This window comes from Dactylosporangium sp. NPDC051541, assembly GCF_044454505.1.
Lineage (GTDB): Bacteria > Actinomycetota > Actinomycetes > Mycobacteriales > Micromonosporaceae > Dactylosporangium.
The window spans coordinates 79,522-101,572 of record NZ_JBITDU010000014.1 but is presented as its reverse complement, the minus strand read 5'-3'; the positions used below and the strand labels follow the sequence as shown (position 1 = coordinate 101,572).

Here is a 22,051-nt window from a genome sequence, read left to right as displayed (position 1 = left end):
GGCACCGCCATGCTCTCCATCGCCACCGTCTGCCTCTCCGGAACCCTCGAGGACAAGCTGGCCGCGGCCGCCGCCGCCCGCTTCACCGCGATCGAGCTCTTCGACCGCGACCTCGTCGCCTCGCCGTGGTCACCGGCCCGGGTGCGCCGCGAGTGCGAGCGGCGCGGCCTCGAGATCGCCGCCTACCAATCGGTGCGCGACCTCGAGGCCGTGCCGCCGGCCGTGTTCGCCCGCAACCTGCGCCGCGCCGAGCGCGCCTTCGACCTCCTGGAGGAGCTCGGCGCCACCACGTTGGTCGCCACCTCGTCGGTGTCGCCCGACGCCATCGACGACGACGAACTCGCCGCCGAGCAACTGCACACCCTGGCTGAGCGGGCCGGTCGGCGCGGCCTGCGCATCGCTTACGAGGCGCTCGCCTGGGGCAAGTATGTGTGCACTCACGCACACGCATGGCGAGTGGTGCGGCGGGCCAGCCATCCCGCGCTGGGGTTGTGCATCGACAGCTTCCACGTGCTGTCCCGAGGTGACGATCCGGCCCCGCTGCGCGCGATCCCGGGCGACAAGATCTTCCTGCTGCAGATCGCCGACGGATCCCCGCGCTCCAGGAGCGACCGGCTCTTCCCCGGCATGGGCGCGTTCGACCTGCCCGGCTTCGTCGAGCACGTGCTCAGCACCGGCTACAGCGGACCCTTGTCGCTCGAGGTGTTCAGCGACGTCTACCGCCAGACCGACCCCAGGTATGCGGCGATCGACGGCATGCGCTCCCTCCTCGGGCTGCAGGAGAGTCTGCCACCAGCACCGGCGCTCGGCGGGCACGCGTTCACCGAACTCGCCGTGGACGACGTGTCGGGGCCGCGGATCGCCGCCGCGCTGGGCGCCCTCGGATTCATCCACAGTGGTCAACACCATTCGAAACCGGTGCAGCTGTGGGAGTCCGGCGCGGCCCGGATCCTGCTGAACTCGGGCGCCCAGCGGTCCATCACGCCCGGCACGGCCTCGATCTGCGCGCTGGGCCTGCGCAGCGCCGACCCACCGCGGGCCGCCCGCCGGGCCGAGGCGCTGCTCGCTCCGGCCCTGCCCCGGCTGCGGGAGATGGGCGAGGCGGACCTGGTCTCGGTCGCGGCCCCCGACGGCACCGCGGTGTTCCTCATCGAGGACTCGTGGCTGAGCGACTTCGCGGGCACCGGCCAGACCTCGCGGTCCGGCGGCCTGAGCACCGATCACGTGTCACTCACCGCCTCCCTCGACGACTACGACGAGGCCGCCCTGTTCTACCGCACGGTGCTCGGCCTGCGGACGGAGGAGACGGCGGAGGTGGTCGCGCCGTTCGGGCTGATCCGGACCCGGGTGGTCACCGACCCCGGGCGGACCGTGCGGATCGCGCTCAACACCGCCCCGCTGCGCCGCGGCGACTGGGCCCCGGCCGTCCCCGACCCGCAGCACATCGCGTTTCGCACCGACGACATCGTCGGCTGCGCCAAAGCCGTGCGGGCCGTCGGTGCCACTGTGCTGCAGATTCCGGACAACTACTACGACGACCTCGACGCCCGGCTCGACCTCCCCGCGGAGCGCCTGGCCGAGCTGCGCGAGCACTCGATCCTCTACGATCGCGAGGCCGACGGCGAGTACCTGCACTTCTACACCGAGATGCTCGGCTCCCGGGTGTTCTTCGCGGTCGTGCAGCGCGTCGGGCGATACGAGGGCCACGGCGACCCGCACAGCGTCCCGGTGCGGATGGCCGCGCACCGGGAGCGGCGGCGGGTCGCGGCCCACGGATCAGCCGACCGGCACGACTACTCCCTGGCCCACCTGACCGCGCTCAGCCTGTCGCCGCCGGAGCTGGTCGACGCCGCGGCCGAGGGCGGCTACCGGTACGTGGGGCTGCGCCTGATCCAGGTCACGCCGCAGGAGCCGCACTACCCCCTCGCGACCGATCCGGCCCTGATGCGGCACACCAAGGTCCGGCTGGCCGCGACCGGGGTCGAGGTGCTCGACGTGGAGCTGGCCCGGATCAGCCCCGAGAAGGCGCCGCGGGACTACCGGCGGTTCCTGGAGGCCGGGGCCGAACTCGGCGCCCGGCACGTCATCTGCCAGCTGCCGGACCCCGACCGGAGCCGCAAGACCGACCGGTTCGCCGAGCTGTGCGAGCTGGCCCGGCCGCTCGGGCTCACGATCGATCTGGAGTTTCCGTCCTGGACCGAGACGCCGGACCTGCGCGAGGCGGCCCGGGTCGTGCGGGCCGCGGACCAGCCCAACGCCGGAATCCTGGTGGACCTGCTGCACTTCGCGCGGTCCGGGTCGAGCATCGCCGACCTGCGGCAGCTGCCGGCCGCCTGGTTCCACTTCGCGCACGTGTGCGACGCGCCCGCCGGTGTGCCGCCGACGAACGAAGGCCTCATCCACACCGCCCGGTTCGAGCGGCTCTTCCCCGGCGAAGGCGGGATCGACGTCCATGGCATCCTCGACGCACTCCCGGCCGGCCTCCCCTACGCCCTGGAGATCCCGCGGGCCCAGCTGGTGGCCCAGATCGGCGCGAAGGAGCACGCCCGCCGCGCCCTCGACGCCACCCGCGCCCACCTCAGGGCCGGTATGTCGGCCGGATCTCCGGTGGGATCGGCCCCTTGATCCGCCGCCCTTCGCGCATCTCCTCCCACGCGTGGGCCAGGACGCCGACGGTGCGGCCGAGCACGAACAGGCCCCGGGCGAGCGGCGCCGGGAAGCCGAGCTCGCCGTAGATCACCGCGGTCGCGCCGTCGATGTTCATCGGCACGGGGGCGATCGCGGCCTCGACCGCCAGGCCCGCGGCCAGGAACCGGCCCTCGACCACGCCGTCGTCGACGGCCCGCCGGACCAGGCCCAGCAGCGGGTCGCGGCGGGGGTCGCGCGGGTGGAACCGGTGCCCGAAGCCGGGCAGGTACTTCGACCGCTCCCGCCACCGCGCGACCGTCGCCCGGGTCGCGGCGGTCAGGTCGGGGTCGTCGCCGGCGCCGTCGAGGAGCTCCGAGTACAGCTCCAGGCACTGCTGACCGGCGCCGCCGTGGACGTCGCCCATCACGTTGACCCCGCTGGCGATCGCGTTGTTGAGCCCCACCCCGCAGGTCGCCGCCATCCGGGCGACCGCGATCGACGGGGCGTGCGGGCCGTGGTCGACCGAGCCGACCAGGGCCGCGTCGAGCAGCTGGACCTGCCGCGCCGTCGGCCGCTCGCCGCGCAGCAGCAGCCAGGCCGCCTCCGTCAGCGAGGTACCCCCGAGGAGCTCCTGGATCGGCAGACCGCGCAGCTCGATGACGCCCGGCTCGACCCGCGACACCGAGGTGGCCCACCAGTCGGCCACCCGCTGCGTGACGTCGTCGGTCATGCCGCATCACCGCGCCAGGCCGCCAGCAGCGCGGGCACGTCGGCGTTGTGCTGGCCCAGCGTCGGCGGCGGCGCTTCGGGTGTGAGCGGCTCGCCGTCGTACAGCACACCACTGCTCACCACCCGCAGCCGCCGGCCGTCCTCGCCCGGGAACGGCAGGTCGCGCAGGAAGCCGCGGTGGCGCAGCTGCTCGGTGTCGAGCGCCTGGGGGACGGTCAGAATCCTCGCCGCCGGTACCCCCGCCGCATTCAGCAGTTGCTCCCAAGCCAGTGCCGTCCGGCCTCGCAGCGCGGCGTTCAGCTCGGCGTTGAGGGCGGTCCGATGAGCCTTGCGGCCCTCGCGTTCGGCGAAGCGGGCGTCCGTGACGAGGTCCGGGCGGCCGACGAGCCGGCACAGCGTCTCGAACTGCTCCTGCCGGTTGGCCGCGATGTTGAGCGGGCCGTCGGCGGTGTCGAAGGTGCCGGACGGGGCGGCGGTGGCGTTCTGGTCGCCGGTCGGCTCGGGCGCCACGCCGGCGACGAGGTAGTTGGAGACCGTCCAGCCCATCGCCGACATGGACGCCTCCAGCATCGACACGTCGAGGTGGCAGCCGGTGCCGGTGCGGTGCCGGGCGGCGACGGCGGCGACGATGGCCAGGGCCGCGGCCAGACCGCCGAGGCTGTCACAGACCGGGAAGCCGACCCGCAGCGGGGCGGTGTCACGGGTGCCGGTGACGCTCATCATCCCGGACAGCCCCTGGATGATCTGGTCGTAGGCGGGGGCCTGGCTCATGGGGCCGGTCTGGCCGAAGCCGGTGATGGAGCACGCGATCAGCCGCGGGTTGAGGGCCTGCAGGTGCGGCCAGTCGTAGCCGAGCCGGGCCAGGACGCCGGCCCGGAAGTTCTCCAGCAGCACGTCGGCCGCCCCGGCCAGCTCCTCGAAGACACCCCGGTCGGCCGGGTCCTTGAGGTCGAGCTCGACGGACTTCTTCCCGGCGTTCTGGGCCAGGAACGACGCGCCGAGCCCGCGCCGGTTGAGCTCCGGGTCGGACCCCAGCTGCCGGGCCAGGTCACCGCGGTGCGGCACCTCGATCTTCACGACCTCGGCGCCCAGCAGCATGAGCTGGTAGCTGCAGTACGGACCGGCGAGGACGTTGGTCAGGTCGAGGACGCGGATACCGGCCAAAGGTCGCTGCATACGGTGCCCCTTTCACAACGAGCTGCCCAGCGGGTGGTCGAAGCCGCGCTCGGTCATCCGCTGCGCGACCTCCTTGAGATCGGCGGCGAACTCGGCGATGCGCTCGTCGGTGAAGCGCAGCGTCGGCCCGCTCAGGGACAGGGCGGCCACGACACCGCCGGCGCGGGAGAAGATCGGCACCGCGACCGCGGACAGGCCCTCCTCGCGCTCGCCGTGGCTGGCCGCGAAGCCCTGGTGCGCGGCCTCGTCGATCCACTCCCGCAGGCGCTTGGTGTGCGGCTCGCCGTAGGGGGAGCTCTTCGCGATCCGCAGCAGCCGGCCCGGGGTGGCGTTGCGCAGCAGGACCTTCGCCGACGCCCCGGCCCACAGCGGCAGCTCGTCGCCGATGTGCACCACGTGCCGCAGCGGCTGCGGGCTCTCCTGCTGGGCGACGCAGACCCGGTAGATGTCCCGGGCCACGTAGACGTTGACGGTCTCGCGGCGGCGGGCGGCCAGGTCGCGCATCGAGCGCTGGGTCTCCGGCGGCAGCTCCCAGCTGCGCCGGGCCAGGTGCGCCCAGCGCCACAGGCCCGGGCCGGCCATGTAGCCCGCCGCGGTGCCCCACAGCAGGCCGCACTGCTCGAGGGTCTGGACCAGGCGGATGACGGTGGTCTTGGCCAGCCCGGTGGCCTCGACGATGTCGCGGATCGACACCAGCGGCCGGTCCTCCGTGAGCAGCGTCAGGATGTCCAGCGCCCGCTGCACACTGCGCACGCCCTGGGCCTCGCCGTCGGCCGGGGCCTCGGTCAGGGGCTTCACCATGTCGTCTCCATTGCTTGGTCCGATGCCGTCCGACTGAACGTAACTTTCTCGCTCCGGACCCTTGCCAGCGGAGGTCGGCCGCCCGTACGTTACACCCAGTCCGCACAGCGGTCCAGATGTGCCGCTCAGTGGTATGTCAGAGGGGTGCCCATGCCCGATGTTCTTGCTCCTGCCCTGATCGCCGGGGAGTGGACAACCGATGGCGCCACGGCCGAGCGAGTCGGCCCCTACGTCCGCGCGGTGGTCAGCCGGGCCGTCCGGGCCGACGACGCCATGGTCCGCACCGCGGTTCACTACGCCCACAATGGTGGCCGGCAGGCCATGGCCGCGCTGGCCCCGGCCACCCGGTCCGGCATCCTCGAACGCGCCGCCGCGGCCGCACTGCGGCAGCGCGCGGCCCTGGCCGAACTGCTCGCCCTCGAGCTCGGCAAGCCCGTCAAGGACGGCGGCGGCGAGATCGACCGGGTCGCCGACACCCTGGCCGTCTGCGCGGCCGAGGCCCGGCGCATCGGCGGCGACGTCCTCCCGGTCGCCGGCTGGGCCCGCGGCGTCGGCAACACCGCCCTGACCTACCGCGCCCCGGCCGGTGTGGCCCTCGCCATCACCCCGTTCAACGCCCCGGCCAACCTGCTCGCCCACAAGCTCGGCGCGTCGTTCGCCGCCGGCAACACCACGATCGTCAAGGCCCCGCCCCAGGCCCCGGCCGTCTCCGCCGCCGTCGTCGGCCTGCTCCGCGACGCCGGCGCACCCCCGGAAGCGGTCCAGCTCCTGCACGGCGGCGGTGCCGTCGGCGCGGCCCTGTGCGCGGCCCCCGAGGTCAGCGTCATCAGCTTCACCGGCAGCGCCGAGACGGGCGCCGCCGTGGCCCGGGCCGCCGGCGCGAAACGGCTCGTCCTGGAGCTCGGCGGCAACGCGGCCACCATCGTCTGCGCCGACGCCGACATCGCCCTCGCCGCCGCCGTCTGCGCGCGGACCGGATACACCAACTCCGGCCAGAGCTGCATTTCGGTGCAGCGGGTGTACGTCCACCGCTCCCGCTACACCGAGTTCGCCGACGCGTTCACCAAGGAGGTCGCGGCGCTGAAGGTCGGCGACCCCCTCGACCCGGCCACCGACGTCGGCTCGATGGTCGACGACGACGCGGCCGAACGGGTCGTCACCTGGACCGCCGCGGCCGCCGCGGCCGGCGCCACGATCCCGCTCGGCGGCACCCGCACCGGCGCCACCCTCGCACCCACGGTGGTGCTCGGCCCGCCCGCCGACGCCGACGTCGTGCGCCGCGAGGTGTTCGGCGCGCTCGTGGCCGTGCTGCCCTTCGACGACTTCGCCGCCGTCCTCGCCGACTGCAACTCCAGCCGCTACGGCCTACAGGCCGGCCTGTTCACCAACGACATCGGCCGCATCCTCACCGCCTGGCGGGAGCTCGAAGTCGGCGGGCTCATCGTCAACGGCTCGTCGAACTACCGCCTCGACCACGTCCCGTTCGGCGGCGTCAAGGACTCCGGCTTCGGCCGCGAGTCGCCGGCCGCCATGATCGAGGACTACACCGTGGTGAAGACCCTACTGCTGCGCGGCCTGTCGATCTGGGGCACCGGATGAGGGCCGCCGTCCTGACCGGGCCCGGCGCGGTGGAGGTGGCCGACGACTGGCCGGAGCCCGCGTGCGGCCCGGACGACGTGCTCGTCGCCGTCCGCGCGGTCGGCGTGTGCGGGTCCGACCTGACCGTCGTCGACGGCCGGCGGGAGGTCCCCGGCCTGCCCTGGCCCATCGGGCACGAGGCCATCGGCGACATCGTCGCGGTCGGTGCCCGGGTGCCGCCGGGCCGGGTCGGCGAGCGGATCGCGGTCGAGCCCAACTTCCCCTGCCTGCACTGCCCGGCCTGCCTCGGCGGGCGGACCGCGGTCTGCCCGCGGCGGAGGATCCTCGGCATCAACGAGCCCGGTGCCCTCCGCGACCGCCTCGCCGTGCCGGCCCGCTTCGCCTGGCCCGCACCGGCCGGGCTGGCCGACGAGGACCTCGTCTGCGTCGAGCCGCTCGCCGTCGCGCTGGCCGCGCTGGCCCGGGCCGGGGTGCGGGCGGGGGAGCGGTGCCTCGTCGTCGGGGCGGGGTCGCAGGGGCTGCTGGTCTGCCTGGCGCTGCGGGCGCTCGGTGCGGTGCCGTTCGTCGTGGAGCCGCATGAGGGCCGGCTCGCTACTGCGATTTCGCTGGGGGCGGCGGCCGTACCGACACATCAGCATTTTTCTGTAATTTTCGAGACTTCAGGAGCGCCACCGGCTTTGGAGACCGCGGTGGAGCACGCGGCCCCGGACGGGCGGATCGTGCTCATCGGACAGAGCACGGTTCCGGCGCGGCTCTCGACGTTCGCGGTGGTCCAGCGGCGGCTGTCGCTGCTCGGCTGCCTCATCTACGACCATCCCGCGGACTTCGCGGCGGCCATCGCCCGGGCCGGGGAGCTGCGGCCCGGACGGATTCTGCGCGGGCGGTTTCCGCTGACGCGTGTTGCCGAGGCGTTCGCGCAGGCTCGTGCACTGCCCGGCAAGACCTGGATCACGTTGGAGGAATCACGGTGACCGCCGCCGAAGCTCTGGTCGCACAGCTCGAGGCCTACGGCGTGGAATACGTTTTCGGCACGTGCGGGCACACGAACATCGCCCTGCTCGACGCCCTCGGCCGCAGCCGCATCTCGTTCGTCATCGCCCGGCACGAGCAGGCCGCCGCGCACGCCGCCGACGGCTACGCGCGGGCCTCGGGCAAGGTCGGGGTCGTGCTGGTGCACGTCGGGCCGGGCATGATGAACGCGGTCACCGGCGTCGCCACCGCCGCGCTGGATTCGGTGCCGCTCGTCGTCATCGCGGGCGATGTACCGTCCTATATGTACGGTCGCCACCCGCATCAAGAGGTCAATCTGCATGCGGACGCGGATCAGACGGCGATCTACCGGCCATTTGTGAAGCGCGCGTGGCAGGTGCACCGGGTCGAGGATCTGTCGCGGTTCACAGAACGTGCGTTCTGGACCGCTACTTCGGGGCGGCCCGGTGCGGTGTTGTTGAACGTGCCGATGGATGTGTTTTCGCGCGAGCTGGGTGACATTTCGTATATGTCGGGTTTGCCGGTCCGCGCTTCCGTGCCGGCGCTGGCGGTCGACGATGCCCAGCGGGCGGCCGATCTCTTGTTGGGGGCCGAACGACCCCTCGTATACCTCGGCGGTGGTCTCGGGCCGGGGGAGGGACGTAAAGCCCTGCTGTCCCTTGTGGAGCATCTGGACATTCCCGTTGCGCACTCGCTCATGGCGAAAGGTGCGCTGCCCGACCTGCACCCGCTCGTCATGGGCATGACCGGCTTCTGGGGGCTTGAGGTCACCAACACGTACGCGCTCGAGGCGGACCTGGTGCTGGCGATCGGCACCCGGTTTGCCGAGACCGACTCGAGCTCGTGGAACCCGGCCTACACCTGGCGTATGCCGCCTACTCGACTTATCCAGATCGACATCGACTCTTCGGAAATAGGCCGAAATTACCCCGTCGAGCTGGGGATCGTCGCCGACGCCACCCACGCCGTGCGGGCCATCGACGCCGCCGTGCGCCGGGGCGAACCGCAGCCGCGCCGCCGCCCGGCCCTGCGCGAGCAGATCGCCGCCGCCCGGACCGCGCTGTTCGACGGCAGCACCGAACGCGGCCGCAGCGACCAGTTCCCGCTGCGCCCCGAACGGATCCTGCTCGACCTGCGCGAGACCCTCCCGCCCGACGCGATCCTCGTCACCGACGTCGGCTGGAACAAGAACGGCGTCGCCCAGTGCTACCCGCTCCCGCCGGAGGGCCGGTTCATCACCCCCGGCGGCGCCTCCACCATGGGCTTCGGCCCGGCCGCCGCCCTCGGTGTGCAGATCGCCCGCCCGGACGCCGTCGTCGTGGCCCTGGTCGGCGACGGCGGCATGAGCGCCCAGCTGCCGGCCGTGCCCCTCGCCGTCGAACGCGGCCTGCCGGTGCTGTTCGTCGTCATGAACAACCGGGCCCACGGCACCATCGCCGACCTGCAGGAGTCGAACTTCGGCCGGGAGTACGGCTGCGTCTTCACCGACCCCGACGGCAACCCCTACAGCCCGGACTTCGCCGCCTTCGGGCAGGCCTGCGGAGCCGACGGCTACCAGATCGCGGCCGCCGCCGACCTGCGCGGCGCGCTGCTGACCGCCCTGCGCCGCCGCCGACCGGCGGTGCTGGACGTGGCAATGGTGAACGAGCCGGTGCCCACCCCCGGGCACTGGAACATCAAGGACATCTACCACGGTCTCTTCGAATAGTTGGGGTGATTCGCACATGTCCATCCGCCTAGCTTGTGTTTTCACCGTTGTCGTCGTCGCCCTGTCCGCCTGCAGCGCCCCCGGTGAGCAGCAGAAGGACGCCCAGCCGGCCGCCGGCCCGATCAAGCTGGCCCTGGTCGACGCCCAAAGTGGACAGCTGAGCTCGCTCGGCGCCTGGGAGCTCAAGGGGGCCAAGCTGGCCGTCGAGGAGTGGAACAAGGCCGGCGGCGTCAACGGCCGCCAGGTCCAGCTCGACGTCTTCGACGATCAGGGCGACCCGACCGTCGGCACCAACCTGGCCCGCAAGATCGCCAGCGAGGGCTATGTAGCCATGATCGGCACGGCCGAGAGCGCGGTGACGATCGCGATGGCCCCGATCCTGCAGCAGTCGCAGATCCCGAACATCACCTCCGGGCAGTCGACCGGCCTGGTCGGGGTCAAGAGCCCGTTCCTGTTCCTCAACGGCCCGACCAGCACCACCTACGACGAGACCCTGGCCAAGCACATCGTGGACACCAAGGGCATCAAGTCGATCGCGATGATCACCAACAACGGCTCCTACGGCAAGGGCGAGCACGACGCGTTCCTCAAGGCCCTGCAAAGCCGCTCCGTCACGCCCGTCGCCGACCAGGTCGTCACCACCGACCAGAAGGACTTCAGCGCCGCGCTGACGACGATCCGCAGCAAGAACCCGCAACTGATCTTCCTCGGGGCCGAGGAGGTCGAGTCCGGCCTGATCGTCAAGCAGGCCCGGGATCTGGGGATCACGGTGCCGTTCGCCGGGGCCGCTCCACAGGGGACACCCGTGTTCCTCAGCACCGCCGGGGCCGCGAACGTCGAGGGGACGATCGTGAGCTCGCCGTACCTCAGCAACGACATCAACGACGCGTCGAAGAAGTTCGCGGCCGCGTACAAGGCCGCCTACAACGAGGACGCCGAGCTGCACGGGGCCAAGGCGTACGACGGCACCCAGATCGTGCTGACCGCTCTCAAGAATTCTGGGGTTTCGTCCGGCAAAGCCCTTGCCGACGCCATCCGGGCCACAAAGTATCAAGGGCTCCTGGGCAACTTCGCCTTCGACGACACGGGTGTCGGCATCTTCGCCACGTCCATCGGGGTTATTACCGGCGGGAAGCTTCAGGCGGTCTAGATGCAGGTAACGTTGCAGACTCTGATCGGCGGGCTCAGCCTCGGCGCCGTCTACGCGCTCGTGGCCATGGGGTTCTCCCTCGTGTACCGCACGATGGGCCTGGTCAATTTCGCGCACGGCAACGTCGTCACGCTCGGCGCGTACGTCGCGTCCACGTTCTACATGTCGGCCCGGCTGCCGTTCGCCCTCGCGATGGTCGTCGCCCTCGTGGTGACCGGCCTGGTCGGGTTCGTCATCGAGTTCGTGCTGCGGCCCTTGGAGAACAAGGACTTCGACCTGATGCTCATCGGCACGATCGGGTTCGGCATCGTCCTGGACGCCGTCGCCATCATGATCTGGGGGGCGACGGGCCGTGCGGTGCCGTCGCCCATCTCCAGCCCGCCTCTCGACGTCTTCGGCCTTCGCATCCGGACATACGACCTTGTGGTGCTCTGCATCGGTGCGCTGGCCATGGTGCTGCTGATGCTGTTCCTGCAGCGCACCAAGCTCGGCACCGCGATGCAGGCGGTCGCCATGGACCACGAGGCCGCCACCGCCGTCGGCATCCACGTCGGCCGCAGCAACTCGATCGCGTTCGTCATCGGGGCCGCCCTCGCGGCCCTGGCCGGCGGCCTGGTCGGGCCGTTGCAGTACGTGTACCCGGCCATGGGTGCGGCCCTGGGGATCAAGGGGTTCGCGGGGGCGATCCTCGGCGGGTTCGGCAGTATTCCGGGCGCCATCGTCGGCGGCCTGGCCATCGGAGTCCTGGACGCCTTCGCGGCGGGCCATTTCCAGGGCTACTCGGAGCTGGTCGTCTTCCTGGTCTTCACCGCCGTCATCATGATCCGCCCGACCGGCATCTTCGGCGAGAGGACGGTGAACCGGGCATGAAGGCGCGCCTCGCGGTCCTGCTCGCCGTCGGTGTGGCCCTCTGGCTGCTGCCGTACGGCGTCGACTCCTACGCCATCCACGTCATCGACGTCACGCTCATCTTCGCCCTGCTCGCCGTCGGCCTGGGGCTCGCGATGGGCATCGCCGGCCAGGTCAACCTGGCCCAGGTGGCGTTCTTCGGCGTCGGCGCCTACACCGTCGGCATCCTGACCACCTCGGCCGGCTGGGGCTTCTGGAGCGCCGCCGGGCTGGCCCTGGCCACGACCGCCGTGACCGGGCTGTTCGTCGGCGTCCCGGCGCTGCGGGTCCAGTCGCACTACCTCGGCATCGTCACCCTCGGCCTGGCCGTCGCCTTCACCAACTGGGTGACGAACGCGTCGATCAGCGGCGGCGCCGAGGGCATCAACGCCATCCCGGTGCCGTCGTTCTTCGTCGACCTGAGCAGCGAGTACCTCTTCTACTACCTCGAGCTCATCGTGTTCGCGATCGCCCTGGCCTTCGGCCTGTTCGTGGTCAACACGCCGCTGGGCCGGCGGATGCGGGCGATGCGCGACGACTCGCTCGCGGCCGGGGCGATCGGGGTCGAGGTGCCGATGCTCCGGATGACCGCGTTCCTGCTGGCCAGCGTCTACGGCGGCGCCGCCGGCGTGCTCTACGCGGGCCTGGTCCGCTACGTCGCCCCGGAGACGTTCAGCATCGCCAACATGTTCCTGCTGCTCGCCATGGTCATCATCGGCGGCCGGCAGAGCCTGTTCGGCTGCGTCGCCGGTGCGGTGGCGCTCTCCGTGCTGCGGGAACTGCTGGTCGACTACCCGACCTACGCGCAGATCGCCTACGGCGGCATCGTCGTGCTGGTCGTCGTCTTCGCCCCGACCGGCCTCGCCGGCCTGCCGCGGCGGCTGTACCGCCGCCGCGCCGCGGGGGAGCGGCCGGAGCTCGGGGCCTTCGCCGGCCTCGCACCGGGCTCGCCGCCCGAGGGCCGCGTCCTGGAGATCGCCGGTGTCGGCAAGCAGTTCAAGGGCCTCCGGGCGCTGGACGACGTCTCGCTGTCGGTCCAGGCCGGGGAGATCCGCGGCATCGTAGGCCCCAACGGCTCCGGCAAGACCACGCTGTTCAACGTGGTCACCGGGCTCTACAAGGCCTCGTCCGGCGAGGTGCGCTTCGCCGGCCGCCCGGTCACCGGGGCCAGCCCCTACCGCCTCGCGCAGGCCGGGATGGCCCGCACCTTCCAGAACCTGCGGCTCTTCGGCGCGCTGAGCGTGCGGGAGAACGTCCTCGTGGCCCTGGACCAGACCCGGACCAGGTCGATCTGGCGATACCTGCTGCTGCCGATCGGTGTCTGGCGCCGCGACCGCGCCCTGCGCCGCGACGCCGACGACCTGCTGGCCCGCTTCGGCCTGGCCGGCTTCGCCGGAGCGCGGCCGGGTGCATTGCCGTACGGCATCCAGCGCCGCGTCGAGATCGCCCGGGCCATGGCCCAGCGCCCGCGGCTGCTCCTGCTCGACGAGCCGGCCGCGGGCCTCAACGGCGAGGAGGTCCGCCAGCTCAGCGAGATCGTCCGGGCCATCCGCGACAGCGGCGTCACGGTCGTCCTCATCGAACACAACATGAGCCTCGTCATGTCCCTGTGCGAACGGGTCACGGTCCTGGCCAGCGGCCGCATCATCGCCGACGGCACCCCCGCCGAGGTCGCCACCGCCCCCCAGGTGATCGAGGCGTACCTGGGCGACTCCATGGAAGAGGTGAACGGATGACCCTGGAGGTGGAGAACCTTTCGGTGCATTACGGCGGCGTCAGCGCGGTCCGCTCGGTCAGCTTCACCGTCCCGCCCGGCGGCTGCCTGGGCATCATCGGCGCCAACGGTGCCGGCAAGACCTCGACCCTCAAAGCCGTCCTGGGCCTGGTCCCGCGCACGGTGACGGCACTGCGCCTGGAGGGCCGGGACCTGACCCGCGTCAAGGCCCGCGACATGGTCCGCCAGGGCATCGGCTACGTCCCGGAGGGCCGCCACGTCTTCGCCGGGCTGACCGTGGAGAAGAACCTCCTCCTGGGCGCCTACGCGAAGCCGTGGAACGCGGAGACGCGCCGGCACCTGCACGACGTGTTCACCCTGTTCCCGGTCCTCGGCGAGATGCGCACCCGGCTGGCCGGCGCGCTGTCGGGCGGCCAGCAGCAGATGCTGGCGATCGGCCGCGCCCTGATGTCCCGGCCCACACTGCTCCTCCTCGACGAGCCGTCGATGGGCCTGTCGCCGAAGCTCGTGGAGGAGATCCTGGCCGCGCTGCAACGCCTGAGCGCCGACGGCCTGAGCATGCTGCTGGTGGAGCAGAACGCCAAGCTGACCTTCGAGGCGACCGACACCTGCCTGGTGGTGGAGAACGGCACGGTCGCGATGTCCGGCGCCTCGTCCGCCCTCCGCCACGACGCCCGCGTACGCAAGGTCTACCTGGGCCTGTGATGCTAGGGGAGCAGGACGATCTTGCCCCGGCGGGGCCCGTGCTCGATGGCCGTGTGGGCTTTCGAGGCCTCTTCAAATGCGAATGCAGCTTCGATGGGTACCGTGAACCGCCCGGAATCCACCAGCCCGCCCACGGCCTGCAGGCCGTGTGCGCCCGAGGGTTCACCGGCGAGCGACCCCATGGACAGGCGGACCCCGTGCGCGGCCGCGGTGAAGTCGGCCAGAGTCACCACGTGCGCCGGCGAACCGGTCACCGCGACCAGCGCCGGCACCGACCCGGCCCCCGCGACGTCCAACGCTCGATCCACGGATGCCGGGAAGCCCGTCCCATAGGTCAGCGGCGTGGCCCCCAGCCCGGCGACGAACTCGTGACTGGCCGGCCGGGCGGTCCCGATCACCCGTACCCCTCGCGCCACGGCCAGCTGCACGGCGACGCTCCCCACGCCCCCGGCCGCCCCGTCGACGAGCAGCGTCATCCCGGGCCGCAGGTCCAGCCGGTCGAGCGCCCGGGTCGCCGTCTCCACGCTGGAGCCGGCCGCCCCCGCCTGGGGCCACGGCATCGCGGCCGGCTTGGCCGCCCACACGTCCAGCACCGCGAACTCGGCCGTGGCCCCGCCGAGCACACCCAGGTCCACGACGCCGAACACGGCATCCCCGACGGCCACCCCGGTGACCCCGTCGCCCAGCTCGTCGACGATCCCGGCCGCGTCGACGCCCGGGATGTGCGGCAGCGACAGCCGGGCGCCCATCGGCGTGCGCCCGGACCGCAGGGCGGCGTCGGCGGGGGAGACGCCCGCGGCCCGGACCCGGACTCGCACCTGGCCCGGCTTCGGGCGGGGCGCGGCGGCCGAGCCGAGGGCCAGGACCTCCGGGCCGCCGAACCGGTCGTACTGCACTGCGAACATCACACGGCTCCTCTGCGCGGGCGATCCTGCCGGTACCGTAGATCGGCAACGGAGCCCGTGGAGCCAACTGAGAAGGACGGCGGCCGGAGATGTCTCAGATGCGGCGGGCCGACGCCAGGTCCAACCGGGACCGGGTCGTCGCCGCCGCCCGGGAGACGTTCGCCGAGGTGGGGCTCGAGGCGCCGATGCGGGAGGTCGCACGGCGGGCCGGGATCGGGGTGGCGACCCTCTACCGGCACTTCCCGACCCGGACCGACCTCGTGACCACGGTGCTCGCCGAGCGGGTCGCGGCGTGCGGCGAACAGGTCCGGCTCGCGCTCGACGATCCGGACCCGTGGCGGGCCCTGTCCGGCACGATCCTGCGGTTCGCCGAGCGGCAGATCCACGATCGGGCCATCAACGAGGTCCTCCTGCGCGCCGACCAGGCCGACGACGCGCTCCTGGAACAGCGGCGCGAGCACACCCGGGCCCTGAACGTCCTCGTGCTCCGGGCCCAGGCGGCCGGGCAGCTGCGCCCCGGCGTAGGCGCCGACGACGTCCGGGCCGGCCTGCTGGCCATCGCCTCGCTGCGGCGGCTGCCCCCGGCCACCAGCGCGCAGGTGATCGGGAAGCTCGCCGGGCTGATCCTGGCCGGGCTGCGGGCCGACCGTGACTGACGGCCGGCTCCTCGACCGGGCCCGGCGGCTCTGGACCGACCTGGCCGGGGTGCCGGTCGCGTTCCCGGACGCCGGCCTCGCGGTGGTGGTCGCGCCGGAGTCGCAACTGTGCCCGCCCGGCTGGGTCGGCATCGTCACGCTCGGCGGCCCGAGGCGTCCCGGCGGGTGGCCCGGGCGCTCGGCTTCGCTGAGCTCGGGGTGCAGCGCAGCGTCCGGCTCGTGGGAGACTGAGGGCATGGATCAGCCTGACGTCCGCCGCCGGGATGCGGAGCGGACGCGGCGGGAGATCCTCGACGTCGCCACGGCCGAGTTCGCCGACCGGGGCTACGACGGGGCGCGGGTCGACCTCATCGCCGAGCGGACCCGGACCACCAAGCGGATGATCTATTACTACTTCGGGGGCAAGCGGCAGCTGTACATCGCCGCCCTCGAACGGTCCTACGCGCGGATCCGGGAGGCGGAGGCCCGCGTCAACCTCGACCACCTGGCCCCCGCCGACGCGATCCGCCGGCTGGCCGAGATCACCTTCGACCATCACGAGGCCAACCCCGACTTCATCCGCCTCGTCAGCATCGAGAACATCCACCGCGGCGAGCACATCGCCCAGCTGGAAAGCCTGGCCGCCCTCAACAGCCCGGCGATCCGCATCCTGGAGCAGATCCTCAAACGGGGCCGGGCCGAGGGCGTCTTCCGCGAGGACGTCGACGCCGTCGACGTGCACCTGGCGATCAGCGCATACTGCTTCTTCCGGATCGCCAACCGATACACCTTCACCGCCATCTTCGAGCGCGACCCCGTCGACCCGGCCCGCCGCGACCACTACCGCCGCATGCTCGGCGACATGGTCGTCTCCGCGGTCACCACCCCGGCGTAGCCGGTCGACGCATCATCAGGTGGACGTCGTCGGGGTCACCCGCCCGGCATACTCGACAAGCGGGACCAGCATCCCGTATCTTCGCCAGCGAAGCGGGATGACTGTCCCGCTTAATGGCGGGGAGGCGTTGTGAGGCTGTCGCTCGTGTTGAAGGTCGTTGCCGTGCTCGACATCGTGGTGCTGGGCGCGGTGTGGCTGGCCGCGCCGGGGGCCGGGCTCGGAGCCGATCCGGACGCGCACGCGTTGCTCGTCGCGCGGGCCCTCGGGACGGATCTGGTCGTCATCGGGGTCATGAACTGGATCGTCAGCCGGCGCGAGGAAGGGCTGGCCCGGGCGTTCCTCGCGCCGAACTTCGTCATGCACGCCGTGCCGGCGGCGATCATCGTCGCGTACATCGCCGGTGGAAGGTTCGGGGCCGGCGAATGGGTGGGGGCCGTGCTGCACATCGTGCCCGCGCTCGTGCTGCTGGGCTGCCTGGTCGTCCGGCCCGGAGTTAGGGTACCCTCACCACCGCGATGATCAGCTCTTCCCTGTCCGCCCCGGGCCTGCTGCGGCGGGCGCTCACCCGGCACCGGCGGCATCTCGGTGTCGGCACGCTCGTCGCCGGCCTCACCGCCGGGCTGGCCACGTACCTCGTCGCCCGGGCCGGTGGCCGCCTCCTCGCCGAGCTGCGGGAGGCGACCGTCGAACGGGCCCTGCGCCTGCCCACCGCCACCCTCGAGCGCGCCGGCCGCGGCGACCTGCTCGCCCGCGTCGGCTCCGACGTGGCCGCCGTCCACCGGGTCGTCACCGAGATCCTGCCGACCATGATCTCGTCGGTGTTGCTGGCCGTGCTCAGCCTCGCGACCATGGCGGGCATCGACTGGCGCCTGGGTCTGGCCGGAGCAATCGCGCTTCCCTGGTACGTCCTGGGCCTGCGCTGGTACCTGCCGCGCTCGGCACCGGGCTACACCGCCCAGCGCGCCGCCATCGCGGACCGGGCCCGCCTGCTGGTCGAGAGCATGCTCGGCCGGCCGACGGTCCACGCCTACCACCTGGAGCCGCGCCGCCTCCGCGGCATCGACGAGGCCTCGGCCCGCGCCCGCGACGTCGAGCTCAACGTCTTCACGTTGTTCACCCGGCTCGTGGCCCGCGTCAACCGGGCCGAGTTCGCGGGCGTGGCCGCGATCGTCGTGGCCGGGTACTTCCTCGTGCGCACCGGAGCCGTCACCGTCGGCGAGACCGCGGCCGCCGCGGTCCTGTTCCACCGCCTGTTCAACCCGATCGGCGGCCTGCTGTTCAGCGCGGCCGACATCCAGGCGGCCGGCGCGGCCGAGGCCACCCTGGCGGTGGTCGGCGCACTGGACTGGGTCAGCGCGTTGCCGGAGGGCGTGCACACCGTCGTCGGCGAGGGCGGCCACGCGCTGACCGCCGCCCAGGCCCAGCAGCTGGCCCTGGCCCGCATCGCCCTGGCCGCCACCGCCGGCCGCACCGCCCTCATCGTCGCCCACCGCCTCACCCAGGCCGCCGCGGCCGATCGGATCGTCGTCCTGACCGCCCGCCGCGTCGCCGAGGAAGGCGCCCACGCGGACCTCGTCGCCGCCGGCGGCACCTACGCGAAGCTCTGGCGCGCCTGGGCGATGCGCTGAACGGCACCTCCCTCACTTGAGTGACGTATGCGTCACGTAGCGTTGCCCCATACGCGCGTCGATGCGACACTTGAAACCCGCACGGCGACATCGTCGGAGGACAGCGTGGCGGAGTCCCGGAGTCGTCTCGATGTGGTCGGGCTCGGGGCGTTGAACGTCGACTACATCGCGAGCGCGTCGAGCCTCACCAAGCGAATGGCCGACCATGTGCGCGAGTCGGCCGCTCGTTTCGAGCGCAATGTCGAGGGCCGGGCCAGTGAGGAGACGATCCTGGCGGTCATCGACCAGCTGGGAACGTCGTCGCTGCAAACAGCGCTGGGTGGTTCGGCGTGGAATACGGTGTTCGCGCTCGTGCAGATGCAGGCCGGGGTGCAATGCGGCTATGTCGGCGTGATGGGCGAGGTCGGCATGCTCGGACTTTCCTTCGCCCACCAGATGGATCTGCTCGGCATCGACCGGCAATGGGTGCACAAGCTGCCGATGCGTCCATCCGGCATGTGCCTCTCATACATCGATGATGGCGAACGGACGCTGCTGACCTGCCCGGGGGCGAACCTCTACATGGCAACGTATCTGCGCGAGAACCGTGAACCCATCGCGCGATACCTCGCCGGGGCACGCTTCGCCCATGTGACGTCATTGCTGGACCCTGAAAGCCCGCCGGAGCAGCTGGCGGTGCTGAGCCGGGCCAAAGAGCTCAACCCGGCACTGCGCATCACCTTCGACCCTGGGCACGACTGGGCGGTCAATCCCACCGCGGCGGTTCTCGGCATCCTTCGGCTCGCCGACTTCGTGTTCGTCAACTTCCGGGAGTTCAAGGCGCTGGGCCGATACCGGCACGGTCAGCTCGATGCCGAGGTGGCCCGCAGCCTGCTGGGCCGATGCGCGCCCGGCGCGGCGGTGCTGGTCACCAAGCGATACGACTTCGTCGAGGTCTTCCGGCTCGGTCCGCAGGGACGCAGTATCGAGCAGTTTCGGCTCGCGCTGCCGTTCCGGGCCGACGGTGTGCTCGAGGACGCCACCGGCGCGGGCGACATCTTCTCGGCGGCCGTGCTCGCGGGATTCGCCTCGCGGGACATCCAGGTGGAGCTCGGCTCCCTCCTGGGCCTGAGTTTGGCCCGCCACAAGCTTCAGGGAGACGGTCTGCCCGCATTGGACGCCGGATTTCTGCAGATCCGGGAAAGCCTGACCCGGCCGCGGCCGCGTCCGTCCGGTGTGTTCCTGTCCCATGACGGCACGCCACCATCGCTGGAAGTCCGCGAGTTTCTTGCGTCCGACTGCGGACTTGTGGTGTTCGAACTGGACCGGTCCGAGTTGCGAAAACCGATCGCCGACGCGATGCGGGTGATTCTGAACAAATGCAGCTTTGCTGTGTGCGTGCTGACATCGGACGCCGCGACGAGCGACGGTCACGGGCGGGCGGATCAGGACGTCGTGCATCAGACGGGCGTCTTTCAGGGGAGATACGGCTTCGGTCGTGTCGCGATGCTTGTGGAAGACGGCTGTGAGGTGTTCTCCAACGCGGCCGGTCTCATTCGTTTGGCGTTCTCCCGAGGCCAGGTCGATGCAACCTTCCTTGAGATTGAACGAATGCTCGTACGTGAGGGTTTACTCGAGGAGAATGGTGCGAGATGAGCCGGAAAGACAAGTTCGAATTCGACGTTGTCGGCGTCGGCGCCCTCAATCTGGACTACATCGCCACCGCCTCGACCCTGCAGCGCCGGGTTGCGACCGGCGACGCCCCACTCGTCGCCCGGCTCAACAACCTTCTCGAAGGTGAGGCGCCGATCGAGTGGGGCGTCGAGCGCGATGTCAGTGCGGACGTGATCTACGCGGCACTGGAGGCGGCCGACGCCGGGTCGCTGAAGGTCAACCTTGGCGGTTCGGCGTTCAACGCCATCACGGCGATCGCGCAGACGAAGCTCGGGCTACGGCTCGGCTACGTCGGCGTCGCCGGAAAGATGCCGATACCCGGGATGTCGAGCACCCGCCAACTCGAGCTCCTGGAGATCGACAATGCCGGGGTTCGTCGTCACACCGACGTACTCAGCGGGATCTGCTTCTCGTTCGTCACGGCCGGCGAGCGCACGCTGCTCACCCACGCCGGCGCCAACGAACTCATGGCCGATTATCTCGAGGACGACTTCGAGGCGGTTGTGAAGTATCTTTCGGCGGCCCGGGTCGTGCACGTTACGTCGTTCCTCGATCCGCGGACGCCGTCGCGGATGCGAGCCGTGCTCGAGGCCGTCCGGCAATGCAGTCCGGACACGCTCATCTCGTTCGACCCTGGTCACGTGTGGGCGACAGACCCTACCCCCGACATCGCCGAGATCGTACGGCTCGCGGACTTCCTGCTGCTCAACAAGCGGGAGTTCGAGGCGCTCGGTGACCATCGCGACGATGACGACGAGACGGACGTAGCGGATCGACTGCTGCGCCGGGCCCGGCCCGGCGCGACGATCCTGGTCAAGAAGCCGTCCGGGATCACCACCTTCATCCGGGACGAGGCGGGTGTGCGCCGAGACCATTACGTGCAATCGGCGCTGACCGCTGGAGAAGTCGAGGACGCGACCGGGGCGGGGGACGTGTTCGCGGCCGGCCTGCTGGCCGTCATCACCTCCGACCGGCTGCAGGTCGAGCTGGGGGCCTTGCTGGGGATGGCGTTGGCCCGGCACAAACTTCGGTATGTCGGGCACAGCGGCCACTCGCAGTTCCCGCGGGTGGCACAGGAGCTGATCCGGTCATTGGATGCCGGTCGGCGGGCACCCGTCGAGCCCGTCGGGGTGTTCATCGCGCACGGCGGGAGTTCCGACTGGCTGGCCGTCAAGGATCTGATCGAGAACGAGCTGGGACTGCCCGTGCACTTTTTCGAGCGGCAGACGTGGGGCAGCGTGGCGGTTACCGAGGCGTTGGAGGCCAACCTGTCGCTGTGCTCCTTCGCCGTCTGTGTCCTCACGGCCGATGACCTCACGCTCGAAGGCAGGCACCTGGCGCGGCCGAACGTGGTCCACGAGATCGGCCTGTTCCAGGGAAAATACGGGTTCGATCGGGTCGCGGTCCTCGCGGAGGAGGGATGCGACTACGTACCCGAACTCGCGGCACCGTACACGATCCCGTTCCCGCGTCGCGGAATCTCGTCGGTGCTCTGGCGCTTGCGGCAGCTGCTGAAGCGGCGGGTCCTGTCGCAGGAGGGTGAGCCCTTGCGGGGGTCGGCCATGCTCTAGGCAACGACGAGGGGGCTGGTGTCGATGAGCGAACAGGCCGAGCCGACCGGCCAGGCGCGCACCCGGGTCGGGCTTCCCGCCGGGTTGTGTCAGGTCGGGCTGGGCGGGCTGGCGGTGCTGAACTTCGGCACCATCATGTTCTCCGGGGCCCTCGACGACTACCAGCCCGGTGTCGTGCACACGCTGTTCTCGTGGCTGCTGATCGTCGGCTGGCTGTACACGGCGATCGTGTTCATCCTCTGGCTGTACCTCGCCCGGGAGAACCTCGAGGAGCAGGGCGCCGACGGCCTGAGGTGGTCGCAGGTACAGCCGGTCGCCTCGTGGTTCACGCCGGTGCTCAACCTGTGGGTGCCGCTGCTCGTCGTGGCCGAGGTCTACTACCGCACCGACAAACTGGGCAACGAGCCGCTGCCGAAGAAGGTCCTCGGGTGGTGGGTGACGTTCGTGCTCTCGCTGCTGCTGTTCGCCTTCCACGAGTTCGCCGTCGTCAACGCCAGCGTCCTGTTCCACTACGAGCCGTGGCTCAACATGGTGTACGGCGCGCTCGGGTGCGTCGCGGCCGGGCTCGGGTTCCACATCGTCACCCACGTCACCGAGATCCACCAGCAGTGGGAGCAGGCGCCGGAGCCGGAGGCGGCGTGACGCCCGCCGCAAG

At 71.4% G+C, this 22,051-nt stretch carries 19 protein-coding genes; 15 read left to right on the top strand and 4 right to left on the bottom strand.

Features of this window, described 5'->3' with window-relative positions:
• Positions 1-9: 9 nt before the first annotated feature.
• Positions 10-2,625: a TIM barrel protein gene (locus ACIA8L_RS43290; protein ID WP_395914021.1), complete on the top strand. Its 2,616-nt coding sequence runs from the start codon at positions 10-12 to the stop codon at positions 2,623-2,625.
• Here the strand turns inward: ACIA8L_RS43290 and ACIA8L_RS43285 are convergent.
• The 3 genes from ACIA8L_RS43285 to ACIA8L_RS43275 are packed head-to-tail and all read right to left on the bottom strand — an operon-like array spanning position 2,579 to position 5,334.
• The gene (locus tag ACIA8L_RS43285; protein ID WP_395914019.1) at positions 2,579-3,358 is read right to left on the bottom strand and encodes a citryl-CoA lyase; all 780 of its coding nucleotides are present in this window, start codon (positions 3,356-3,358) and stop codon (positions 2,579-2,581) included. The genes ACIA8L_RS43290 and ACIA8L_RS43285 overlap by 47 nt on opposite strands.
• The gene (locus tag ACIA8L_RS43280) at positions 3,355-4,533 is read right to left on the bottom strand and encodes a CaiB/BaiF CoA transferase family protein (RefSeq protein WP_395914017.1); all 1,179 of its coding nucleotides are present in this window, start codon (positions 4,531-4,533) and stop codon (positions 3,355-3,357) included. Before ACIA8L_RS43280 ends, ACIA8L_RS43285 begins: the two co-directional genes overlap by 4 nt.
• Before the next feature lie 12 nt (positions 4,534-4,545).
• Positions 4,546-5,334, bottom strand: a complete 789-nt coding sequence (locus ACIA8L_RS43275; protein ID WP_395914015.1) for an IclR family transcriptional regulator — start codon at positions 5,332-5,334, stop codon at positions 4,546-4,548.
• 150 nt (positions 5,335-5,484) lie between these two features.
• Here ACIA8L_RS43275 and ACIA8L_RS43270 point away from each other — a divergent pair, with 150 nt between their 5' ends.
• The 7 genes from ACIA8L_RS43270 to ACIA8L_RS43240 are packed head-to-tail and all read left to right on the top strand — an operon-like array spanning position 5,485 to position 14,109.
• Positions 5,485-6,933 (top strand): aldehyde dehydrogenase family protein, encoded by a 1,449-nt coding sequence (locus ACIA8L_RS43270; protein ID WP_395914013.1) that lies wholly within the window; start codon positions 5,485-5,487, stop codon positions 6,931-6,933.
• The gene (locus ACIA8L_RS43265) at positions 6,930-7,904 is read left to right on the top strand and encodes a zinc-binding dehydrogenase (protein WP_395914011.1); all 975 of its coding nucleotides are present in this window, start codon (positions 6,930-6,932) and stop codon (positions 7,902-7,904) included. The genes ACIA8L_RS43270 and ACIA8L_RS43265 overlap by 4 nt, the downstream gene beginning before the upstream one ends.
• Positions 7,901-9,631 carry a thiamine pyrophosphate-binding protein gene (locus ACIA8L_RS43260; RefSeq protein WP_395914009.1) on the top strand — a complete coding sequence of 577 codons (1,731 nt, stop codon included), beginning with the start codon at positions 7,901-7,903 and terminating at the stop codon, positions 9,629-9,631. The genes ACIA8L_RS43265 and ACIA8L_RS43260 overlap by 4 nt, the downstream gene beginning before the upstream one ends.
• Before the next feature lie 16 nt (positions 9,632-9,647).
• A complete protein-coding gene (locus ACIA8L_RS43255) occupies positions 9,648-10,781 on the top strand; it encodes an ABC transporter substrate-binding protein (protein ID WP_395914007.1) in 1,134 nt (377 codons plus the stop codon).
• 12 nt (positions 10,782-10,793) lie between these two features.
• Positions 10,794-11,651, top strand: coding sequence for a branched-chain amino acid ABC transporter permease (locus ACIA8L_RS43250; protein WP_395914005.1), 858 nt, complete (start codon positions 10,794-10,796; stop codon positions 11,649-11,651).
• A complete protein-coding gene (locus ACIA8L_RS43245) occupies positions 11,648-13,405 on the top strand; it encodes an ATP-binding cassette domain-containing protein (protein ID WP_395914003.1) in 1,758 nt (585 codons plus the stop codon). The genes ACIA8L_RS43250 and ACIA8L_RS43245 overlap by 4 nt, the downstream gene beginning before the upstream one ends.
• Positions 13,402-14,109 (top strand): ABC transporter ATP-binding protein, encoded by a 708-nt coding sequence (locus ACIA8L_RS43240; RefSeq protein ID WP_395914001.1) that lies wholly within the window; start codon positions 13,402-13,404, stop codon positions 14,107-14,109. The genes ACIA8L_RS43245 and ACIA8L_RS43240 overlap by 4 nt, the downstream gene beginning before the upstream one ends.
• A 2-nt stretch (positions 14,110-14,111) precedes the next feature.
• On the opposite strand, the gene ACIA8L_RS43235 is transcribed toward ACIA8L_RS43240, so the two are convergent.
• Positions 14,112-15,014 (bottom strand): NADP-dependent oxidoreductase, encoded by a 903-nt coding sequence (locus ACIA8L_RS43235; RefSeq protein WP_395914000.1) that lies wholly within the window; start codon positions 15,012-15,014, stop codon positions 14,112-14,114.
• A gap of 89 nt (positions 15,015-15,103) precedes the next feature.
• On the opposite strand from ACIA8L_RS43235, the gene ACIA8L_RS43230 reads away from it, so the two are divergent.
• The 7 genes from ACIA8L_RS43230 to ACIA8L_RS43200 all read left to right on the top strand — a co-directional run bounded on the left by ACIA8L_RS43230 (position 15,104) and on the right by ACIA8L_RS43200 (position 22,038).
• Entirely contained in the window at positions 15,104-15,670 is a 567-nt protein-coding gene (locus ACIA8L_RS43230; RefSeq protein ID WP_395913998.1) for a TetR/AcrR family transcriptional regulator, read from the top strand.
• A complete protein-coding gene (locus tag ACIA8L_RS43225) occupies positions 15,663-16,544 on the top strand; it encodes a TetR/AcrR family transcriptional regulator (protein WP_395913996.1) in 882 nt (293 codons plus the stop codon). Before ACIA8L_RS43230 ends, ACIA8L_RS43225 begins: the two co-directional genes overlap by 8 nt.
• Before the next feature lie 144 nt (positions 16,545-16,688).
• Positions 16,689-17,063, top strand: coding sequence for a hypothetical protein (locus tag ACIA8L_RS43220; protein WP_395913994.1), 375 nt, complete (start codon positions 16,689-16,691; stop codon positions 17,061-17,063).
• Positions 17,060-18,172: an ABC transporter transmembrane domain-containing protein gene (locus ACIA8L_RS43215; RefSeq protein ID WP_395913992.1), complete on the top strand. Its 1,113-nt coding sequence runs from the start codon at positions 17,060-17,062 to the stop codon at positions 18,170-18,172. Before ACIA8L_RS43220 ends, ACIA8L_RS43215 begins: the two co-directional genes overlap by 4 nt.
• A 105-nt stretch (positions 18,173-18,277) precedes the next feature.
• Entirely contained in the window at positions 18,278-19,807 is a 1,530-nt protein-coding gene (locus ACIA8L_RS43210) for a PfkB family carbohydrate kinase (RefSeq protein WP_395913991.1), read from the top strand.
• Positions 19,804-21,396, top strand: coding sequence for a PfkB family carbohydrate kinase (locus ACIA8L_RS43205; RefSeq protein WP_395913989.1), 1,593 nt, complete (start codon positions 19,804-19,806; stop codon positions 21,394-21,396). The genes ACIA8L_RS43210 and ACIA8L_RS43205 overlap by 4 nt, the downstream gene beginning before the upstream one ends.
• A 24-nt stretch (positions 21,397-21,420) precedes the next feature.
• Complete coding sequence (locus ACIA8L_RS43200) at positions 21,421-22,038, top strand: DUF4328 domain-containing protein (protein WP_395913987.1); 618 nt, start codon at positions 21,421-21,423, stop codon at positions 22,036-22,038.
• The last annotated feature ends 13 nt before the right edge of the window (positions 22,039-22,051 follow it).